Raw genomic sequence first — 15,879 nt, forward strand, 5'->3', positions numbered from 1 at the left:
CCGCCAATCTAGCGCGAGCGGGACGTCAGGGAAGCGTCACTTCCGGCACTCTCGGCAGCCCCGGCTCCCTCGATCGGGGCCGCGACCTCCTGCACGAAGTCCTGCAGTCGCTGGTAGACCTCTTGCGACTCCGGGTAGCGGTAGTCCTGCTGCCAGGTGTGCAGGGTGTTGGCGTTGTCGCGGTCGTAGATGAGCGCATCCACCTGCACCCCGTGCTCGCGGAGACGGGCGATGAAGTTGAGGTTCGCGGCGTAGAAGTAGTCGCGCTCGGAGGTGGTGACGAACACCGGCGGGAAGGCCGAGTCGAGCCACTCGATCGGTGAGAGGAAGTCGGCGGCGCGGCGCAGCTCGCCTCGGCTGCGGGTGCTGCGCAGAGGGTGCGGCAGTAGCATCCGCACGAAGTTGAGGCTCAGGATGAAGCCGCGCTCGAACATCACCGAGAAGTCGACGACGCTGCAGTGCTGCACGAGGCCGCGCAGATGGGCGGGCGGGAGTGCCGGCTCGAGGCCGTAATGCTGCGCGAGCTCCGGGCGGAAGTGTGCTGCTGCGAGCAGGGCCGAGAGCTGCCCGCCGGCGGAGTCGCCGCCCAGCACGACGCGGGCCGGGTCGCCCCCGTATGCTTCGATGTTCGCTCTCACCCAGGCGAGGGCGGCGTTGGCGTCGTGCAGCATGTGCGTCATGGTGAAGCGGGTGGCGCGGCGGTAGTTCACGTTCACCACGACCATGCCGGCCACGGCCTGGCTGGCGCAGTATTTCGTGAGGGCCGCCTTGTCGCCCGACGTCCAGCCGCCGCCGTGGAAGTAGACGTAGACGGGCAGCGGGGTGCCGCCGCCGGTGGTGCCGGGCAGCGGACTGATGACGTCGAGCCGGTGGGCCCTGATGCCGTCGCCCACGAAATCGATGTCGAAACGGTAGTCGACCGCGGTGATCGGGTCGGTGTTGAAACGGCTGCGTTCGCTGCGGCTCACCGTGTGCATGAGCAGTCGCCACACCCACACCGGCAGTCGCCGCACGAAGCCCGCACTCTTCACGGCGGCCCAGCTCCACCGCCGGGGAGCGCTCACGATCGTGCTCATGCGGGCCACCCTACGACGCCCGCCCGCGCTCCCCCTGTGCAGCCCCCGAGCGTTTGCTGGCTTTCCGCGCGCTCGCGCTGCGGTTACGGTCACCCGCCGAGTGCTGTGACCAATCGGCTCCGAAGCGCTTCCAGCCGGGGTCGATCCCTGATCTCCCGGGGTTTGGGCGCCTCTTCGAGAACACACAGCGAAAATCGCGTCGGTGGCGACGCCGTCTCCACGTACAGCCTCATCCCACCAGCGAAACGATAGAGATCCGGCTCAACGGAAAGCTTGCTGACATCTCTTGCCGAGAGGGTGAACACGTCGCTCGGTGCTCCCGCTGCGCCCGCATTCCAGATGCGAAGCGCGCCTTCAGCGGCGGTGATCACCGCGTATCGTGCGGGGCGCTCGCCGGCTGGGGTGAGCTTCCGGATGGCTCGACGAACATCGGGTTCGATGTAGGCCACGAATGCGACCCGCATCGGAGATCTGTTCTGCAGGTCGACCCGGGTGCTCTGCGCGGCGCCGAATCCGCGTTCGCTGAACCAGATGATTCCCCAGACGAGCAGGGCGACGCCCACCAGTGTCGCGGCCAGCAGCACGAGAGCCAGCGACCCGATTGCGACGGCCTTCGTGATGAGCAGCCCCAGCATGCCCGCAACGAACACGACCAAGCAGCCCCAGGCGACGATTCGCTGTGACCTCACGAAAGCGGTCCTCGCTCGCCCGCTCGACTCAGGGCGGTGTTTGGAGCGGATGACGGGAATCGAACCCGCGCTATCAGCTTGGGAAGCTGAAGTTCTGCCATTGAACTACATCCGCGTGTGCATCCGAGGATAGCAGTCGAAGCGCCTCGGGCCCGACAGCCGGTCAGACGGTGGCGGTCACGGGCGCGTTCGACGGCACGGAGCCTGCCGACGACGACTTGGGGGCCGAGCCGGACGCGGCGGGCCGGCCGCGCACCGCATCCGTTCTGCGTGCCGAGCGCCTGAGCGCCGCCTCCGCCACGCTGCGCTTCCGCGCGTGCCGCCGCGACAGGCGCAGCGTTGCGACGAACCACACGGCCAACGCCACGACCCCGACGGAGGCCCAGGCGATGACGAAGACGAGATCGACCCCGGTGCGCATCTGACCTCCCCCAAACGATCACAGGTTGGGGGATCACGCAGTCGCGCAGACCGTTCCCCAACCCAGAAAGCGTAAGTCGCTCCGGCGGGGAAAGCAATCGTCAGCGCAGTTGACCGCCTCGGCGACCACGGATCCGCTGCGCCCGCGACCTCGTCAGCACGAGCCCGAACACCACGGGAACGGCGCCGACGAGCGCCCAGAGCACCAGGAACAAACTGACATCGTCTTGTGCGTGCATACCAACTCCGTTGTTGACCGGTCACGATTGGGATGAGCGTAGCGCGTTCGGGCATCCGCTCGCGGTATTTCGGCCCACCGGATGCGGGCGCGCCCGGCGCTACACTGACTGCGTGCTCCTCTCCGACCGCGACATCCGCACCCAGATCCGTGAGAACCGCGTCAGCCTCGAGCCCTACGAGCCGGCGATGCTCCAGCCGTCGTCGATCGACGTGCGGCTCGACCGCTACTTCCGGCTGTTCGACAACCACAAGTACCCGTTCATCGATCCGGCAGAGGACCAGCCCGAGCTCACCCGGCTGATCGAGACCCGTGCCGACGAGCCGTTCATCCTGCACCCCGGCGAATTCGTGCTCGGCTCGACGTTCGAACGCGTCGGGTTGCCCGACGACATCGCCGCGCGGCTGGAGGGCAAGAGCTCGCTCGGCCGCCTCGGCCTGCTCACGCACTCCACCGCCGGCTTCATCGACCCCGGATTCTCAGGCCACGTCACCCTCGAACTCAGCAACGTCGCGACGCTGCCGATCAAGCTGTGGCCGGGCATGAAGATCGGGCAGCTGTGCTTCTTCCAGCTCTCGAGCCCCACCGAGCGCCCCTACGGCTCAAGCCAGTATAGCTCGCGTTACCAGGGTCAGCGCGGGCCCACGGCGTCGCGCTCGCACCTCAACTTCCACCGCACCGACGTCTCCGCCACGACGGAGGGCGCGGCGGGCGAGTAGGCCGCGCCGCGCCGCCATGGGCGGCCGCCCGAAACGACGGAGGTTTCGCGCAGGTTCGGGCGGAGCATCCGTCGTTCCCGTGGAGAGGCGAGAACCTCCGTCGTTGCCAACAAGCGGCCGGGCGGGCGGGGCGGGGCGGGGCGGATGCGCGGCTCAGGCGTGCGGGAGGCCGGCCGCGCCGAGGCGGGTCGCGCCGCGCGAGCGGGCGCGCTGCTCCTCGAGGGCCTCGGCGAAGCCCGCCTCCCAGGCGTCGTCGACGTCGATGCCGAGCCGCCGCGCCTCCTCGACGCTCAGCTCCTTCGGGAAGCCGTGCGTATCCGACAACCGGAAGACATCGGCTCCCGTCAACGTCGACCCGCTGTACTCGGCGAGGGCGAGCAGGCCGCCCTCGAGGGTGCGCCGGAAGGCGTTCTCCTCCTTCACCAGCACCGCGATCACCTCGTCGCGCGAGGCCGCCACCTCCGGGTAGTCCGCGGCGTAGAGGTCGGCGATCACCGGCACCACCGTGGCGAAGAAGTTCTCGCTGAGCCCGAGCGACAGCGCCAAGCGGATGGCCCGCCGCAGCAGGCGCCGCATCACGTAGCCCTGCTCCTTGTTCGAGGGCCGCACCCCGTCGACCGCAAGGAAGGTCGCGCCACGCAGGTGGTCGGCGATGATTCGCATGGACGCCGTCTCGTCGTCGTAGCGCCGCCCGGTGAGCTCCTCGAGCGTCTGGATGATGGGCCAGAGCAGCGAGATGCGGAACACGTCGTCCGACCCGATCGACGCTGCGGCGATGCGCTCCAGCCCCCCGCCGAAGTCGACGTTGCGCCGCGCCAGCTCCTCGAACGAACCGTCCGGAAGCCGTCGGTACTGCATGAAGACCTGGTTGCCGATCTCCATGAACTGACCGCCGTCGCTGGCCGGATGCGCGAGCCCGTACGACGGGTCCTGGAACTCGGGCCCGAAGTCGTAGAACACCTCGCTGTCGGGCCCGCACGGGTCGCCGATCGGCGTGCCTGCGAGCGAACCGCCGCGCGACCACCAGTTCTCACCGCCGTCGTAGAAGAAGATGCGCTCGCCGGGTCGCACGCCCCGGGCATCCCCGTCGGCCTGGCTGCCGATCACCGCCACCTCGGCGGTGATGCCCCGCTCGGCGAACACCTGCCGCCAGATGCCGGCCGCCTCGGTGTCGCGCGGGATGCCGTACTCCTCGTCGCCGATGAAGCAGGTGACCGAGAGCCTGGACGGATCGAGACCGACGATGTCGACCAGGAAGGTGAAGAACCCGCGGATCTGCTCTTCTTTGAAGTAGTCGCCGAGCGACCAGTTGCCGAGCATCTCGAAGAAGGTGGTGTGGCGGTTGTCGCCGACGTCGTCGATGTCCTGGGCGCGCACGCAGGGCTGGCTGTCGGTCAGGCGCTCGCCGTCCGGATGCGTCTCCCCCAGCAGGTACGGCAGCAGCGACTGCATGCCGCTGCCGTTGAACAGCGTGCTCGTGTCACCGCGGGGCACGAGGGGTGCCCGCTCGATGACGGTGTGTCCGCGCTCTTCGAGGAACGCTAGGTAGGAGTTTCGTATCTCGCGGGCATCCATCTGCCCAGCATTACAGTTGCGGCAGCTGCAGCGCCAGCCAGGGACTGAAAGCCCACGGCGTGAGGTCGACCGCGGCGCGCAACGCGGCGGTGTCGGCCCAACGCCACTCCGCCACCTCGTCGGGGTTCACGGTCACCGGTCCGGCCGCGCGGGCGGTGAAGACGGGGCAGATCTCGTTCTCGACCACGCCCGACGCGTCGACGGCTAGGTAGCGGAAATCGGGGAGCTCGAGCGTCAGGCCCGCCAGTTCGAGGCCGAGCTCGTCGCGGGCGCGGCGCGTGACCGCATCCGCCAGCTCCTCCCCCGGTGCCGGGTGGCCGCAGAACGAATTGGTCCACACCCCCGGCCAGGTGCGCTTGGTGAGTGCGCGACGGGTGACGAGGATGCGCCCCTCCCCGTCGTAGACGTGGCAGGAGAACGCGAGGTGCAGCGGTGTGTCCTCGGTGTGCACGGCGTGCTTGTCGGCGACCCCGATGGGCACGCCGTCGTCGGAGAGCAGGACGACCTGCTCGACGTGCTGCTCCAGATCGGTGGTCATTTCACTATTCTCCTTTATTACCAGTTTGCCATGTAAGTTTGGAGACGTGGACACCCATGACCTGCTCGCCGTGTCGGAGCGCCGGCACGCCCAGGTCGAGCGTGTGCTCACCGCGTTCTTCAGCGATTCGCACCAGCGGGCCAAAGCCTTGGGGGCATCGTACGCCGCCCTGTGGGAGACGCTCGAGCGAAACGCCTCGGGCGGCAAACGCTTCCGGCCCCGGATGGTCATGGCAGCCTACGAGGCGCTGGGCGGCACCGACCTCGACGCCGCCGCGCACGTGGGCGCCGCCTTCGAGCTGCTGCACACCGCGCTCATCGTGCATGACGACGTCATCGACCGGGACTTCGTGCGTCGCGGCGGCCCGAACGTCTCCGGGCGCTACCGCGACGAGGCGACGACCGCCGGCATCCCGCTGCCCGACGCCGAGCACCGCGGCATGTCGGTGGCGATCATCGCGGGCGACCTCGCCCTGTTCAACGCCTACCGGCTGATCGACCGCTCCGGCGTCGACGGCATCCTCCGCACGCGCCTCCACGACCTGCTCGACGAGGCGATGTTCGTCTCGGCCGCCGGCGAGCTCTACGACGTCGACTTCGCGCTCGGTGTGGAGTCGCCGACGGTGGACGAGATCCTCGAGATGGAGCGGTTGAAGACCGCCGCGTACTCGTTCGAGACGCCGTTGCAGGCCGGTGCCGTGCTGGCCGGCGCCTCCCCCGCCGCGGTGGCGGCGCTCGGCACCTTCGGGCGCACCATCGGCATCGCCTACCAGATCGTCGACGACCTGCTGGGCGTCTTCGGCGACGAGCGTGACACCGGCAAGACCACGCTCGGCGACCTCCGCGAAGGGAAGCGCACGGTGCTGCTGGCCCACGCGGTCGGGCGGCCGGAGTGGGCCGAGGTGGCGGCCTTGTTCGGGTCACCGACGCTCACCGAGAGCGATGCGCAGCGCATCCGTGCCGTTCTCGAGGCCACCGGGTCGCGCAGCCACACCGAGGGGCTCGCCCGCGATTTCGCGAACCGGGCGTGGGAGGCGCTCGTCGATCCGGCGCTTCCGGACGCGGTCCGCGACGAATTCCGTCCCGTCGTGGCGGCAGTGCTGGGTAGAGTGCGGTGATGAACCGAAAAGCCTCGGGCCGCTGGAGCGGTGACCCGAGTCTCTACGATCGCGTGGCGATGGAGGCCTCCTCGGTGGTCATCCGCCGCTACTCCACGTCGTTCGGGCTGGCGTCGCGCCTGCTGGCGCAACCGGTGCGACAGCACGTCGAGAACATCTACGCCCTCGTGCGGCTCGCCGACGAGGTGGTCGACGGCGTTGCCGCCTCAGCAGCGCTCGACAAGGACGAGATCGCTCGCCGCATCGACGCACTCGAACACGAGACCGGTGTGGCGATGTCGTGCGGGTACAGCACCAATCTCGTGGTGCACGCCTTCGGCTGGACCGCCCGCCACGTGGGCATCGGGCAGAACCTCACCGCCCCGTTCTTCCGCTCGATGCGCGCCGACATCTCCGAGACCCGGCACACCCCCGAATCGTTCGACGACTACGTCTACGGTTCGGCCGAGGTGGTGGGGCTGATGTGTCTCGCGGCCTTCCTGCGCGACACGCCGGTGTCGGATGCGCAACGCGCCGTCCTGGTCGACGGCGCGCGGCACCTCGGCGCGGCCTTCCAGAAGATCAACTTCCTGCGCGACCTCGCGGCCGACTTCGGGACGCTCGGCCGCAGCTACTTCCCCGGCATCGACGTCGAGACCTTCACCGAGGCCGAGAAGGAGCGCATCCTGGCCGACATCGACGACGATCTGCGTATCGCCCGGGCCAGCCTGCCGGGGCTGCCGGACTCCAGCCGGCGAGCTGTGGTGCTCGCCCAGGGCCTCTTCGAAGAGCTGAGCGACCGATTGAGCGCGACGCCCGCCGCCGTACTCGCCCGCACGCGTGTGCGGGTTCCGAACCCGGTCAAGGCGAGAATAGCTGCGGGGGCTGCGTTGGGCCGCCTCCCGCATCCGAGACCGGCGCATTCCACGCCGGCCGGGCCGGCGCGATCGGCGACGGATGCGTCGCGGGCAGAGGGAGACACGACCGAGTGACGACGACGGGCACCACAGCGATCGTGATCGGCGGCGGGATCAGCGGGCTCGCGAGCGCGGCCCTGCTCGCGCGGGACGGCTACTCGGTGACCCTGCTCGAGAAGAACGAGCGGGTCGGCGGCCGCGCCGGAGTGTGGGAGCAGGACGGTTTCACCTTCGACACCGGGCCGTCGTGGTACCTCATGCCCGAGGTGTTCGACCACTTCTTCCGCCTTATGGGCACGAGCGCCGAGGAGCAGCTCGACCTGGTGAAGCTCGACCCCGGCTACCGCGTGTACTTCGAAGGGGAGAACACCTCGATCGACATCGCGGCGAGCCGTGACGCCAATCTGGAGCTCTTCGAGTCGCTCGAACCGGGCTCCGGCGTGCGGATGGCGGGCTATCTCGACTCGGCGGCGCAGACCTACGAGCTCGCCAAGCAGTACTTCCTGTACTCGACGTTCGAGAAGCTGTCCCCGCTGTTCGTCGGGCCGGTGCTGAAGCGGCTGCCACGGCTGACCCGTCTGCTCACCGAGCCCCTGGCCGGGTTCGCCGCGCGCACGGTGCGCGATCCGCGGCTGCAACAGATGCTCGGCTATCCGGCCGTCTTCCTCGGCACCTCACCATATGCCGCTCCGAGCATGTATCACCTGATGAGCCACCTCGATCTCGATGAGGGAGTGCTCTACCCGAAGGGCGGCATCGCCGCGGTGATCGACGCCATCCGGCGGCTGGCCGAGGCCGAGGGTGTGACCATCGTCACCGGAGCCGAGGTGTCGCGCATCGTGATGGCGGTGGAGGGGGAGCCCACCGTGACTCCGGGACCCGTCGACGTCTACGACTACGAGACCACCGAGTTCGACACGAATGTCATCGACCGGGACGAGCTGAAGCGCATGCTGGCGGGGGAGGAGGCGCCGCCGACGGCAGCGGCTTCCGAGTCCGACACGCCGAGCGCGGCGGGCGCGTCGCCGAAGCCCCAGGTCGGGGGCGTGCACTACACCGACTCCGCGGGGCGAGCCCACTCGCTGGAAGCGCCGGTGGTGGTCTCGACCGCCGACCTCTGGCACAGCGAGACCGCCCTGCTGTTGCCCGAGCTGCAGACCTACCCGGAGAGCTACTGGGAGAAGAAGACCGCCGGGCCGAGTGCACTGCTCGTTCTGCTCGGTGTGCGCGGCGAACTCCCCGAGCTCGAGCACCACACGCTGTTCTTCACGAAGGACTGGAAGACCGACTTCGGGCAGATCCTGGGCAAGGATGCGAGCGCCGCGACCATCCCCGACCCGGCGTCGTTGTACGTCTGCCGCCCCAGCGCCACCGACGACGGCGTCGCGCCGGCGGGCCACGAGAACCTCTTCGTGCTCGTGCCGATCCCCGCCGATCCGGGCATCGGTGCCGGCGGTGTCGACGGTGGCGGAGACGCGAGGGTCGAGGCGCTCGCCGATGCCGCCATCGCGCAGATCGCCGACTGGGCCGGCATTCCCGATCTCGCCGACCGCATCGTGGTGCGACGGACGGTCGGGCCCGCCGACTTCGCGAATGACCTGAACTCCTGGCAGGGTACGGCGCTCGGGCCGTCGCACACGCTCCGGCAGAGCGCCTTCTTCCGTGCTCGCAACGTGAGCAGCAAGGTCGACGGCCTCTACTACGCCGGAGGCTCGACCACGCCCGGGATCGGCCTGCCGATGTGCCTGATCAGCGCAGAGCTGGTGCTGAAGCGGATGCACGGCGACACCTCGACCGGGCCGCTGCCCGAACCGGTCTGACCGCGGGCGGCTCATGGGCATCCTCTACCTCCTTGCGCTCGCCGTCTCGCTCGCCGGGATGGTGGTGCTCGACCGCCGGTTCCGGCTGTTCTTCTTCGATCGGCCGGCGCGGGCCGCGGTCGTGCTCGCCGCCGGAGTGGCCTTCTTCCTCGTCTGGGACCTGTTCGGCATCGGCCTCGGCATCTTCTTCCGGGGCGAGACGCAGTTCATGACGGGCATCCTCATCGCACCCGAACTGCCGCTCGAGGAGGTCTTCTTCCTGACCCTGCTCTGCTACCTCACGATGAACGTATTCCGCGGAGTGCATATGTTGCTGATGCGCCGGGGCGCGGGGAGCGGCGCATGACCTACTGGGCGTTGAACGCCGTCTTCCTCGCGGTCGTCGCCGCCGTTGGGGTCACGGCGCTGATCGTGGTGCGGCTGCGCCGACGGCGGGGGAGTGGGCGCGCGAACCGGGGCCTGATCGGCGCTTTCGGTGTGACCCTGGCGCTCCTGCTGGTACTCACGGCGGTGTTCGACAACGTCATGATCGCCGTTGGATTGGTGGGCTACGACGCGGATCGCATCAGCGGCGCCTTCGTCGGCATCGCACCGCTCGAAGACTTCGCCTACGCCATCGCCGCCGTCGTGCTGCTACCGAGCCTGTGGCTGCTGCTCGATCGCCCGCATACGGCCCGCAGCGCGGGAGAGGAGGAGACCCGATGATCCGCCAGTTGCTGCTCTCCTCGCGCCCACTGAGCTGGGTGAACACGGCGTTTCCGTTCGCGGCCGGCTACCTCCTCACCACGCGCGAGATCGATCTCGTCTTCGTGCTGGGCACGCTCTACTTCCTCGTGCCGTACAACCTCGCGATGTATGGCATCAACGACGTGTTCGACTACGAATCCGACCTCCGCAACCCGCGCAAGGGCGGCGTTGAGGGGGCGGTGCTCGACCGCTCGCTGCACCGCGTCACGCTCTGGGCGGTCGTGATCACGAATGTGCCGTTCCTGGTGTTCCTCGTCGTGGTGGGGTCGCCGCTGTCCTGGCTGGTGCTGGCGGTGAGCGTGTTCGCCTTGATCGCCTACAGCGCGCCGGGGCTGCGGTTCAAGGAGCGCCCCTTCCTCGACTCGCTCACCTCGAGCACCCACTTCGTCAGCCCCGCGGTCTACGGCCTCGTGCTCGCCGGTGCGGTCTTCACCCCGTCGCTCTGGGCGGTACTCGGGGCGTACTTCCTCTGGGGCGTCGCGAGCCACGCGTTCGGGGCGGTGCAAGACATCGTGGCCGACCGGGAGGGCGGCATCGGCTCCATCGCCACGGTGATCGGCGCGGCAGCGACGGTGCGCATCGCCTTCGTGGCCTACCTCGTCGCCGGCGCGCTCCTCCTGCTCTCCGACTGGCCGGGCCCCCTGGCGGCGATCCTCGCCCTGCCCTACGCCGTCAGCGTGCTGCCCTTCTGGTCCCTCGCCGACACGGATGCGGAGCGCGCGAACGCCGGTTGGCGCCGCTTCCTGCTCCTCAACTTCCTGACCGGCTTCCTCGTCACCCTCCTCCTCATCTGGACCTGGGTCCTCCACCCCACCGTGGGCACCATCGGCGGGGTGGGCTGAAGGCGCGCCGGCGGGCATCCGCGTCTGCTTAGAATCGGGGGATGAATCGGCCCCGCCGCCTGCCGCGTGAGAGTCGTGCGCGTCTGCTGCTGGCCGCGGCCGCCGCGTGCGCTGCGATCACGGTGGTGGCGGCGAGCGTGTCGGTATGGGCGCTGTCGACCGAGAGCGGGCAGGCGGCATCCGTCAGCGAGGGCGTGCCCGGCGGCGGTCAGCCGGAAGGGCAGGCCGGTGGTGGCCCGGCCGCGGCGCGCCTGCTCGCCCGCCAGCTCGGCGAACCGACCACCTCGGCCGCGCTCAGCTTCGGCCACACCCTCGACCACGCCGCACCCAGCCCGGATGCGCCGATGGACGCGAGCATGCGGCTGCCGTTCGAACTCGGGGTTGCGGCCACCGAGTTCCGGGTGCACATCCGCAACTGGCAGTTCAACTCGGAAGAGACCTTCCCGACGCCCGTGACCATCACGGGCGTCTACCTCGGCGAACAGGAGGCCGGCGGCGAGACCGGCCAGACCGGGGTGTTCGCCGGCACGCCCGTAGGGGTCGCCGGCACGGCCAACCTCTCCACCGACGGCTTCGTGAGCGACTGGATCGAGCCGGGGCAGGTGGAGCTCGAGGCACATACGAGTTACCTCCTGTCGCTCGGCTGGACGGCCCCGGCCGGGGCGGTGCTGGCCACGAACCCGGGGCTGTCGTGGCTCGCCAGCGACACGGCATCCTCGCGTGCCAATGCCGACGGGGTGCAGGGCACGCTCGGCTACCTCTCCTACTTCGACGTCTGGATCGAGTACCGCTACACCGGCGACGCCCCTCTGCTGGTCTCGATCGGGCACTCGCTCAATGCGCCCGGCAGCAACAACACCGCCACCTTCCCCACCCGCGGCGAGCAGACCGCCTGGTCGCAGCAGTGGGCACTCAGCAACGACGCCGCCGCGGTCTCGTTCGCCTCACCCGGCGCCGAGACGACCGTGTTCGGGCCGAACGCGGCGAAGTGGGACGAGTTCGGCGAACTCGACCCCGACATCGTGACGGTGTGGACCGCCTCGAACGACATCGCCCACGGTCGGCCGCTCGCCGACATCCAGCGCGACTGGGGTGCGGTGGTGACGAAGGTGCACGCCCTGTGGCCGGATGCGGTCGTCTACGCGTTCACCGAACCGCCGCGCGGTCTCAGCGGCGCCGCAGAGCAGACCCGGCTCGAGTGGAACTCGTGGCTCTCGCTCTCCCCGTACGGCGTCGACCGCGTGCTCGACGCCGACTACACGCTGCGCGATCCGGTCGACCCGTCGGTGCTGCGGCCCGACGTGAACGCCGACGGCATCCACTTCACGGCGCGCGGGCACTCGCTGATCGCCGGGCTCATTCCGGCGCCGACGTGGTGAACTCGCCGCGGGCGACAGCATCCTGCAACGCCTCGTAGTCGGCGAGCGACTGGTCGGCGTAGGCGAACGACCACTCCATCACGGCGTGATCGAACTCCGACGAGGTGCCCAGGTACCCCGCGATGAGCGGCGCCTCACGGCTCTGCGCGTGTGCCCGGGCGAGCACGGTGCCGCAGCCCGCCACATAGGTGCGGAACTCCTTCGGCGCCAGCGTCGAGGCGTCGATCGACCCCTTCATGTCGCGGAACTGCCGCACGTAGTAGTCGCGACCGGCAGGGCCCTGCAGATGCCCGAGGAACGAGTCGGAGACGGCCTGCAGGATGCGCTGGTTGTCGACCACCCGCTGCCCGTCGGAGCGGTCGTCGGAGGCCGTCGTCACCCCGCCGAAGGTGCGCAGCACCGACGGTTGCGCCTCCTTCACCTGCAGGATGAGCGGTTCGCCGGCGGGCCCGGACAGGATGAGGATGTAACAGCGCGTGCCAACACTGCCCACCCCCACCACCCGCATGGCGAGGTCGTCGAGGGTGAAGTGCGAGAGCAGCAGCGCGATGTCTGCCGGAACGGTGCCGCGGTACTGCTCGAACAGCTCCTCGATCAGCTCCTCGGTGATCTCAGGCACGTGCGTGAGCACGGGCGGGTCTTCGACGATGAGCAGGGTGCCGTCGTCGTCGCGCACGGTGATCTTCTCGAGGTAGGCGCGCGAGGTGCGCCGGCGCGCCTGACGGGTCGCCTTGTCGAGCACCTTCTGCGCGGCGGAGTCGAGCTCAGGGTGCAGCTCGTCGGTGTCGATGCGGGTGTAGTAGCGCTCCAGGGCATCGATGCGCATCATCTCGCGGAGCCCGTAGCGGTAAGCGGATGCGCTGGCCAGCGCGGCGCGGCGCACCTGCTTCCGGCTGTGGCCGGCATCGCGGCCGCCCACGACCACGCTCGTGACGAGGCGCTTGACATCCCACTCCCACGGCGAGACGCCTGCCTCGTCGAAGTCGTTGAGATCGAACACGAGCGAGCGCTGCGGTGACGCGAAGAGCCCGAAGTTGCTGATGTGGGCGTCGCCGCAGCTGACGACCTCGACGCCGGTGCTCGGGCCGGCCGCGAGGTCGGCGGCCATGATGCCGGCCGTGCCGCGGAAGAAGGTGAACGGGCTCTCGAGCATCCGCTCCATGCGTAGCGGAACGAGCTGCGGGAGCCGGGTGGCGTTCTGGGCGGCGAGGATGCCCAGCGGGTCGCGAGTGGGGAGAGCGGGGTGCGCAGCGTTCTCGCGGGGGCCGTCGGCATTGAGCTCGCGGTGTGCTGAGCGCGGCACGCTTTCCCGCAAGGCACGACCGGCCGCCAGGGCTTCATCGAGGGAGAGGTGCCGATCCCGGGCGTGCTGCCGGCGACTGACCAGGGTGCTCATGCCGCAACGCTAGTGCTTCGGCACCGGCAGTTCACCCGAGAGCGGTACAGTGCGGGCGTGTCCGGTCGTGCATCCGCTGTTCCTCCTGCCGCTGCGCCGCTCGCGCGCCGGCTCGGTCTCGGCGATGCCGTGTTCATCGGGCTCGGCGCCATGATCGGGGCCGGCATCTTCTCGGCCTTCAGTCCGGCCGCTGCGGCGGCGGGCGCAGGACTGCTGATCGGCCTGCTCATCGCCGCCGTCGTCGCGTTCTGCAACGCCACCTCGTCGGCGCAACTCGCCGCCGTCTACCCGGCGGCGGGCGGCACCTACGTCTACGGACGCGAGCGGCTCGGCCCCTGGTGGGGTTTCGCCGCCGGCTGGAGCTTCGTGATCGGCAAGACCGCCAGTTGCGCGGCCATGGCTCTGACCTTCGCCGCCTACGCGGTTCCGGCTGCGTGGGCACGGCCGGTCGCGGCGCTCGCCGTGGTGGCGCTGGTCACCGTGAACTCGTTCGGCGTCACGCGCACGGCACGGCTCGCGCGGGCGATCGTGGTGGTGGTGCTGGCGATTCTCGCGGTGGTCGTGGCCTCCGGGGTTGCGGCGGGGGTCGGGGGAGCAGGCGCGAGCGGGGCCGGCGGCGGCGGGCTCGCCGGATTCGGGATGCTCGGCGGGGGCACCGGGGCGGAGCTCGGCGCCTACGGGGTGCTCCAAGCGGCGGGCCTGTTGTTCTTCGCCTTCGCCGGGTACGCGCGCATCGCGACGATGGGGGAGGAGGTGCGCGATCCCGCGCGCACCATCCCGCGGGCGATCACGATCGCGTTCGTCGTGGCGGTCGTGGTCTACGCTGCGATCGCGGTGGTCACGCTCGGTGCGCTCGGCCCGGCGGGCGTCGCCGCGACACCCGATCCGCTCACCGCGGCTGTGCGCGCCAACGGCTGGGCCTGGGCGGCGCCGGTCGTCACGGTCGGGGCGGCCCTGGCGTCGCTCGGCGCGCTCCTCGCCCTCATCGCGGGGATCGGGCGCACCACCCTCGCCATGGCCCGCGAGGGCGACCTGCCCCGGTGGCTCGCTGCCGTGCATCCGCGGTACGCCGTTCCGAGACGGGCAGAGCTTGTGCTCGGTGCGGTCGTGGTGCTGCTGGTGCTCACGGTCGACCTGCGGGGTGCCATCGGCTTCTCGTCGTTCGGTGTGCTCCTCTACTACTTCGTGGCCAACGCCTCGGCGTTCACCCAGCCGCGCGAGCAGCGGCGGTATTGGCGGTGGCTGACGGTGCTCGGCGCCGTCGGATGCCTCGTGCTGGTGGTCACGCTGCCTCCGCTCGCGATCGTCGTCGGCGTGCTCGTGCTGGCCGCGGGCTTCGCGCTGCGCCTCGCCATGCGTGCCCGCGGCAGCCGCCCGGCGTGACCGGTAACTACGCATATGAGAGCGACCGACCCCATATACGGCGTCGGTGCTCTTCATTTGCGTAGTTACGCGCCGTCAGGCGCATCCGCGCAGGGTCGAGCGGGGCGCCGTCGCACGGCGACGCCCCGCTCATGGTGCTCAATGCGCGGTGATCAGCGGTTGACCTCCCCGCCACGCGTCGAGCGGCGCGTGAACGCGAGCAGTCCGAGACCCGCGAGGAGCAGCAGGGCGATCCCGCCCATGAGCGGCAGCGGGTTGCCACCCGTCAGCGCCAGGCCACCGGATGCGCTTCCCGACCCGGCAGCGACCGGTCCGCTCGAGTAGCCGGCGGGCACCGAGGTGCCGGCGCCGGGGTCGCTCGGGGCGCCCGGGTCGACCGGGGTGGTCGGCGTGCCGGGGTCGGTGGGATCGGTCGGGTCGGTCGGCCCGGTGGGGTCCGTCGGATCGGTCGGGTCCGTCGGGCCCGTGGGATCGGTCGGATCGGTGGGGTCGGTGGGGTCGGTGGGGTCGGTCGGGTCGGTCGGATCGCCCGGCACGGTGACCGTCGATCCGCCCGTCGTGCAGTCACCGACGACGCAGGCCGCGTTGCCGCCGATCGTCACGGGCAGTTCGATGCCCGGCACGATCTGGTTGCCGCCGAGCAGTCCCCCGTCACCGCTGGTGACGGGGTCGCCGGAGCCACTGCCGCTGCCCCCCACGACCTCCGAGCCGGACGACGAGGCGTCGCCGACGCCCGCGATGGCGTTGCCGCCGACGGTCACCGGGATGCCCACGACCGGCAGCACCTGGTTGCCGCCGGCGATGCCGTCCTCGCCGGTGGTGGTGGCGCCGTCGCCCGAGCCGGCGGTGTTGCTGCCGGTGGTGGTGACGTCGGAGTCGGTGCTGCTGGCGTCGCCGATGATGGCGATGCCGTTCCCGCCGGCGGTGATGGGTGCGGTGATGTCGGGTGCGACCTGGTTGCCGCCCACGATGCCGTCCTCGCCGGTGGTGGTGGCGCCGTCGCCCGAGCCGGCGGTGTTGCTGCCGGTGGTGGTGACGTCGGAG

General features: G+C 70.1%; 16 protein-coding genes, 1 tRNA gene and 1 pseudogene. 9 read left to right on the plus strand and 9 right to left on the minus strand.

Translation table 11 applies throughout. The features are described 5' to 3' along the window. Positions 1 to 8: 8 nt before the first annotated feature. The 5 genes from AC3WLB_RS19735 to AC3WLB_RS19755 form a co-directional block, all read right to left on the minus strand. Positions 9 to 1,076: an alpha/beta hydrolase gene (locus tag AC3WLB_RS19735; protein ID WP_492508909.1), complete on the minus strand. Its 1,068-nt coding sequence runs from the start codon at positions 1,074 to 1,076 to the stop codon at positions 9 to 11. An 89-nt stretch (positions 1,077 to 1,165) separates the two neighbouring features. Next, positions 1,166 to 1,765, minus strand: a complete 600-nt coding sequence (locus AC3WLB_RS19740; protein ID WP_492508911.1) for a hypothetical protein — start codon at positions 1,763 to 1,765, stop codon at positions 1,166 to 1,168. 41 nt (positions 1,766 to 1,806) lie between these two features. Then, positions 1,807 to 1,880 (minus strand) — tRNA-Gly (locus tag AC3WLB_RS19745). A 48-nt stretch (positions 1,881 to 1,928) separates the two neighbouring features. Then, a complete protein-coding gene (locus AC3WLB_RS19750) occupies positions 1,929 to 2,186 on the minus strand; it encodes a hypothetical protein (RefSeq protein WP_492508913.1) in 258 nt (85 codons plus the stop codon). Between the two features lie 100 nt (positions 2,187 to 2,286). Then, on the minus strand, positions 2,287 to 2,424 hold the full coding sequence (locus AC3WLB_RS19755) for a hypothetical protein (protein ID WP_492508915.1): 138 nt from the start codon (positions 2,422 to 2,424) through the stop codon (positions 2,287 to 2,289). Between the two features lie 112 nt (positions 2,425 to 2,536). On the opposite strand from AC3WLB_RS19755, the gene dcd reads away from it, so the two are divergent. Further along, on the plus strand, positions 2,537 to 3,142 hold the full coding sequence (gene dcd, locus AC3WLB_RS19760) for a dCTP deaminase (RefSeq protein ID WP_022897464.1): 606 nt from the start codon (positions 2,537 to 2,539) through the stop codon (positions 3,140 to 3,142). 153 nt (positions 3,143 to 3,295) lie between these two features. On the opposite strand, the gene AC3WLB_RS19765 is transcribed toward dcd, so the two are convergent. After that, positions 3,296 to 4,717, minus strand: coding sequence for an alanine--tRNA ligase-related protein (locus tag AC3WLB_RS19765; protein WP_492508917.1), 1,422 nt, complete (start codon positions 4,715 to 4,717; stop codon positions 3,296 to 3,298). Between the two features lie 10 nt (positions 4,718 to 4,727). After that, positions 4,728 to 5,255, minus strand: coding sequence for an isopentenyl-diphosphate Delta-isomerase (gene idi, locus AC3WLB_RS19770; protein ID WP_492508919.1), 528 nt, complete (start codon positions 5,253 to 5,255; stop codon positions 4,728 to 4,730). A gap of 46 nt (positions 5,256 to 5,301) precedes the next feature. Here idi and AC3WLB_RS19775 point away from each other — a divergent pair, with 46 nt between their 5' ends. The 7 genes from AC3WLB_RS19775 to AC3WLB_RS19805 are packed head-to-tail and all read left to right on the plus strand — an operon-like array spanning position 5,302 to position 12,056. Further along, positions 5,302 to 6,372, plus strand: coding sequence for a polyprenyl synthetase family protein (locus AC3WLB_RS19775; protein ID WP_492508921.1), 1,071 nt, complete (start codon positions 5,302 to 5,304; stop codon positions 6,370 to 6,372). Further along, a complete protein-coding gene (locus AC3WLB_RS19780; RefSeq protein ID WP_492508923.1) occupies positions 6,372 to 7,343 on the plus strand; it encodes a phytoene/squalene synthase family protein in 972 nt (323 codons plus the stop codon). The genes AC3WLB_RS19775 and AC3WLB_RS19780 overlap by 1 nt, the downstream gene beginning before the upstream one ends. Then, positions 7,340 to 9,088 carry a phytoene desaturase family protein gene (gene crtI / locus AC3WLB_RS19785; protein ID WP_492508925.1) on the plus strand — a complete coding sequence of 583 codons (1,749 nt, stop codon included), beginning with the start codon at positions 7,340 to 7,342 and terminating at the stop codon, positions 9,086 to 9,088. Before AC3WLB_RS19780 ends, crtI begins: the two co-directional genes overlap by 4 nt. Positions 9,089 to 9,101: 13 nt before the next feature. After that, complete coding sequence (locus tag AC3WLB_RS19790) at positions 9,102 to 9,434, plus strand: lycopene cyclase domain-containing protein (RefSeq protein WP_492508927.1); 333 nt, start codon at positions 9,102 to 9,104, stop codon at positions 9,432 to 9,434. Then, a complete protein-coding gene (locus AC3WLB_RS19795) occupies positions 9,431 to 9,793 on the plus strand; it encodes a lycopene cyclase domain-containing protein (protein WP_492508929.1) in 363 nt (120 codons plus the stop codon). The genes AC3WLB_RS19790 and AC3WLB_RS19795 overlap by 4 nt, the downstream gene beginning before the upstream one ends. Then, complete coding sequence (locus AC3WLB_RS19800; protein WP_492508931.1) at positions 9,790 to 10,677, plus strand: prenyltransferase; 888 nt, start codon at positions 9,790 to 9,792, stop codon at positions 10,675 to 10,677. Before AC3WLB_RS19795 ends, AC3WLB_RS19800 begins: the two co-directional genes overlap by 4 nt. Before the next feature lie 41 nt (positions 10,678 to 10,718). Continuing rightward, complete coding sequence (locus AC3WLB_RS19805) at positions 10,719 to 12,056, plus strand: SGNH/GDSL hydrolase family protein (RefSeq protein WP_492508933.1); 1,338 nt, start codon at positions 10,719 to 10,721, stop codon at positions 12,054 to 12,056. Here the strand turns inward: AC3WLB_RS19805 and AC3WLB_RS19810 are convergent. Further along, on the minus strand, positions 12,034 to 13,452 hold the full coding sequence (locus tag AC3WLB_RS19810) for a DUF2252 domain-containing protein (protein WP_492508935.1): 1,419 nt from the start codon (positions 13,450 to 13,452) through the stop codon (positions 12,034 to 12,036). The genes AC3WLB_RS19805 and AC3WLB_RS19810 overlap by 23 nt on opposite strands. Positions 13,453 to 13,509: 57 nt before the next feature. On the opposite strand from AC3WLB_RS19810, the gene AC3WLB_RS19815 reads away from it, so the two are divergent. Further along, a complete protein-coding gene (locus AC3WLB_RS19815) occupies positions 13,510 to 14,835 on the plus strand; it encodes an APC family permease (protein WP_492508937.1) in 1,326 nt (441 codons plus the stop codon). 152 nt (positions 14,836 to 14,987) lie between these two features. On the opposite strand, the pseudogene AC3WLB_RS19820 reads toward AC3WLB_RS19815, so the two are convergent. Next, positions 14,988 to 15,879, minus strand: a pseudogene (locus AC3WLB_RS19820) (hypothetical protein); the annotation flags it as partial.

It is taken from the genome of Herbiconiux sp. FW305-C-125, assembly GCF_058783455.1.

Excerpts from the sequence above, each read along its gene's own strand:
- AC3WLB_RS19805 (WP_492508933.1), top strand. The coding sequence starts at position 10,719 with ATGAATCGGCCCCGCCGCCTGCCGCGTGAGAGTCGTGCGCGTCTGCTG.
- AC3WLB_RS19750 (WP_492508913.1), bottom strand. The coding sequence starts at position 2,186 with ATGCGCACCGGGGTCGATCTCGTCTTCGTCATCGCCTGGGCCTCCGTC.
- AC3WLB_RS19800 (WP_492508931.1), top strand. The coding sequence starts at position 9,790 with ATGATCCGCCAGTTGCTGCTCTCCTCGCGCCCACTGAGCTGGGTGAAC.
- AC3WLB_RS19780 (WP_492508923.1), top strand. The coding sequence starts at position 6,372 with ATGAACCGAAAAGCCTCGGGCCGCTGGAGCGGTGACCCGAGTCTCTAC.
- AC3WLB_RS19790 (WP_492508927.1), top strand. The coding sequence starts at position 9,102 with ATGGGCATCCTCTACCTCCTTGCGCTCGCCGTCTCGCTCGCCGGGATG.
- AC3WLB_RS19755 (WP_492508915.1), bottom strand. The coding sequence starts at position 2,424 with ATGCACGCACAAGACGATGTCAGTTTGTTCCTGGTGCTCTGGGCGCTC.
- AC3WLB_RS19735 (WP_492508909.1), bottom strand. The coding sequence starts at position 1,076 with ATGAGCACGATCGTGAGCGCTCCCCGGCGGTGGAGCTGGGCCGCCGTG.
- AC3WLB_RS19795 (WP_492508929.1), top strand. The coding sequence starts at position 9,431 with ATGACCTACTGGGCGTTGAACGCCGTCTTCCTCGCGGTCGTCGCCGCC.
- AC3WLB_RS19810 (WP_492508935.1), bottom strand. The coding sequence starts at position 13,452 with ATGAGCACCCTGGTCAGTCGCCGGCAGCACGCCCGGGATCGGCACCTC.
- idi (WP_492508919.1), bottom strand. The coding sequence starts at position 5,255 with ATGACCACCGATCTGGAGCAGCACGTCGAGCAGGTCGTCCTGCTCTCC.
- AC3WLB_RS19765 (WP_492508917.1), bottom strand. The coding sequence starts at position 4,717 with ATGGATGCCCGCGAGATACGAAACTCCTACCTAGCGTTCCTCGAAGAG.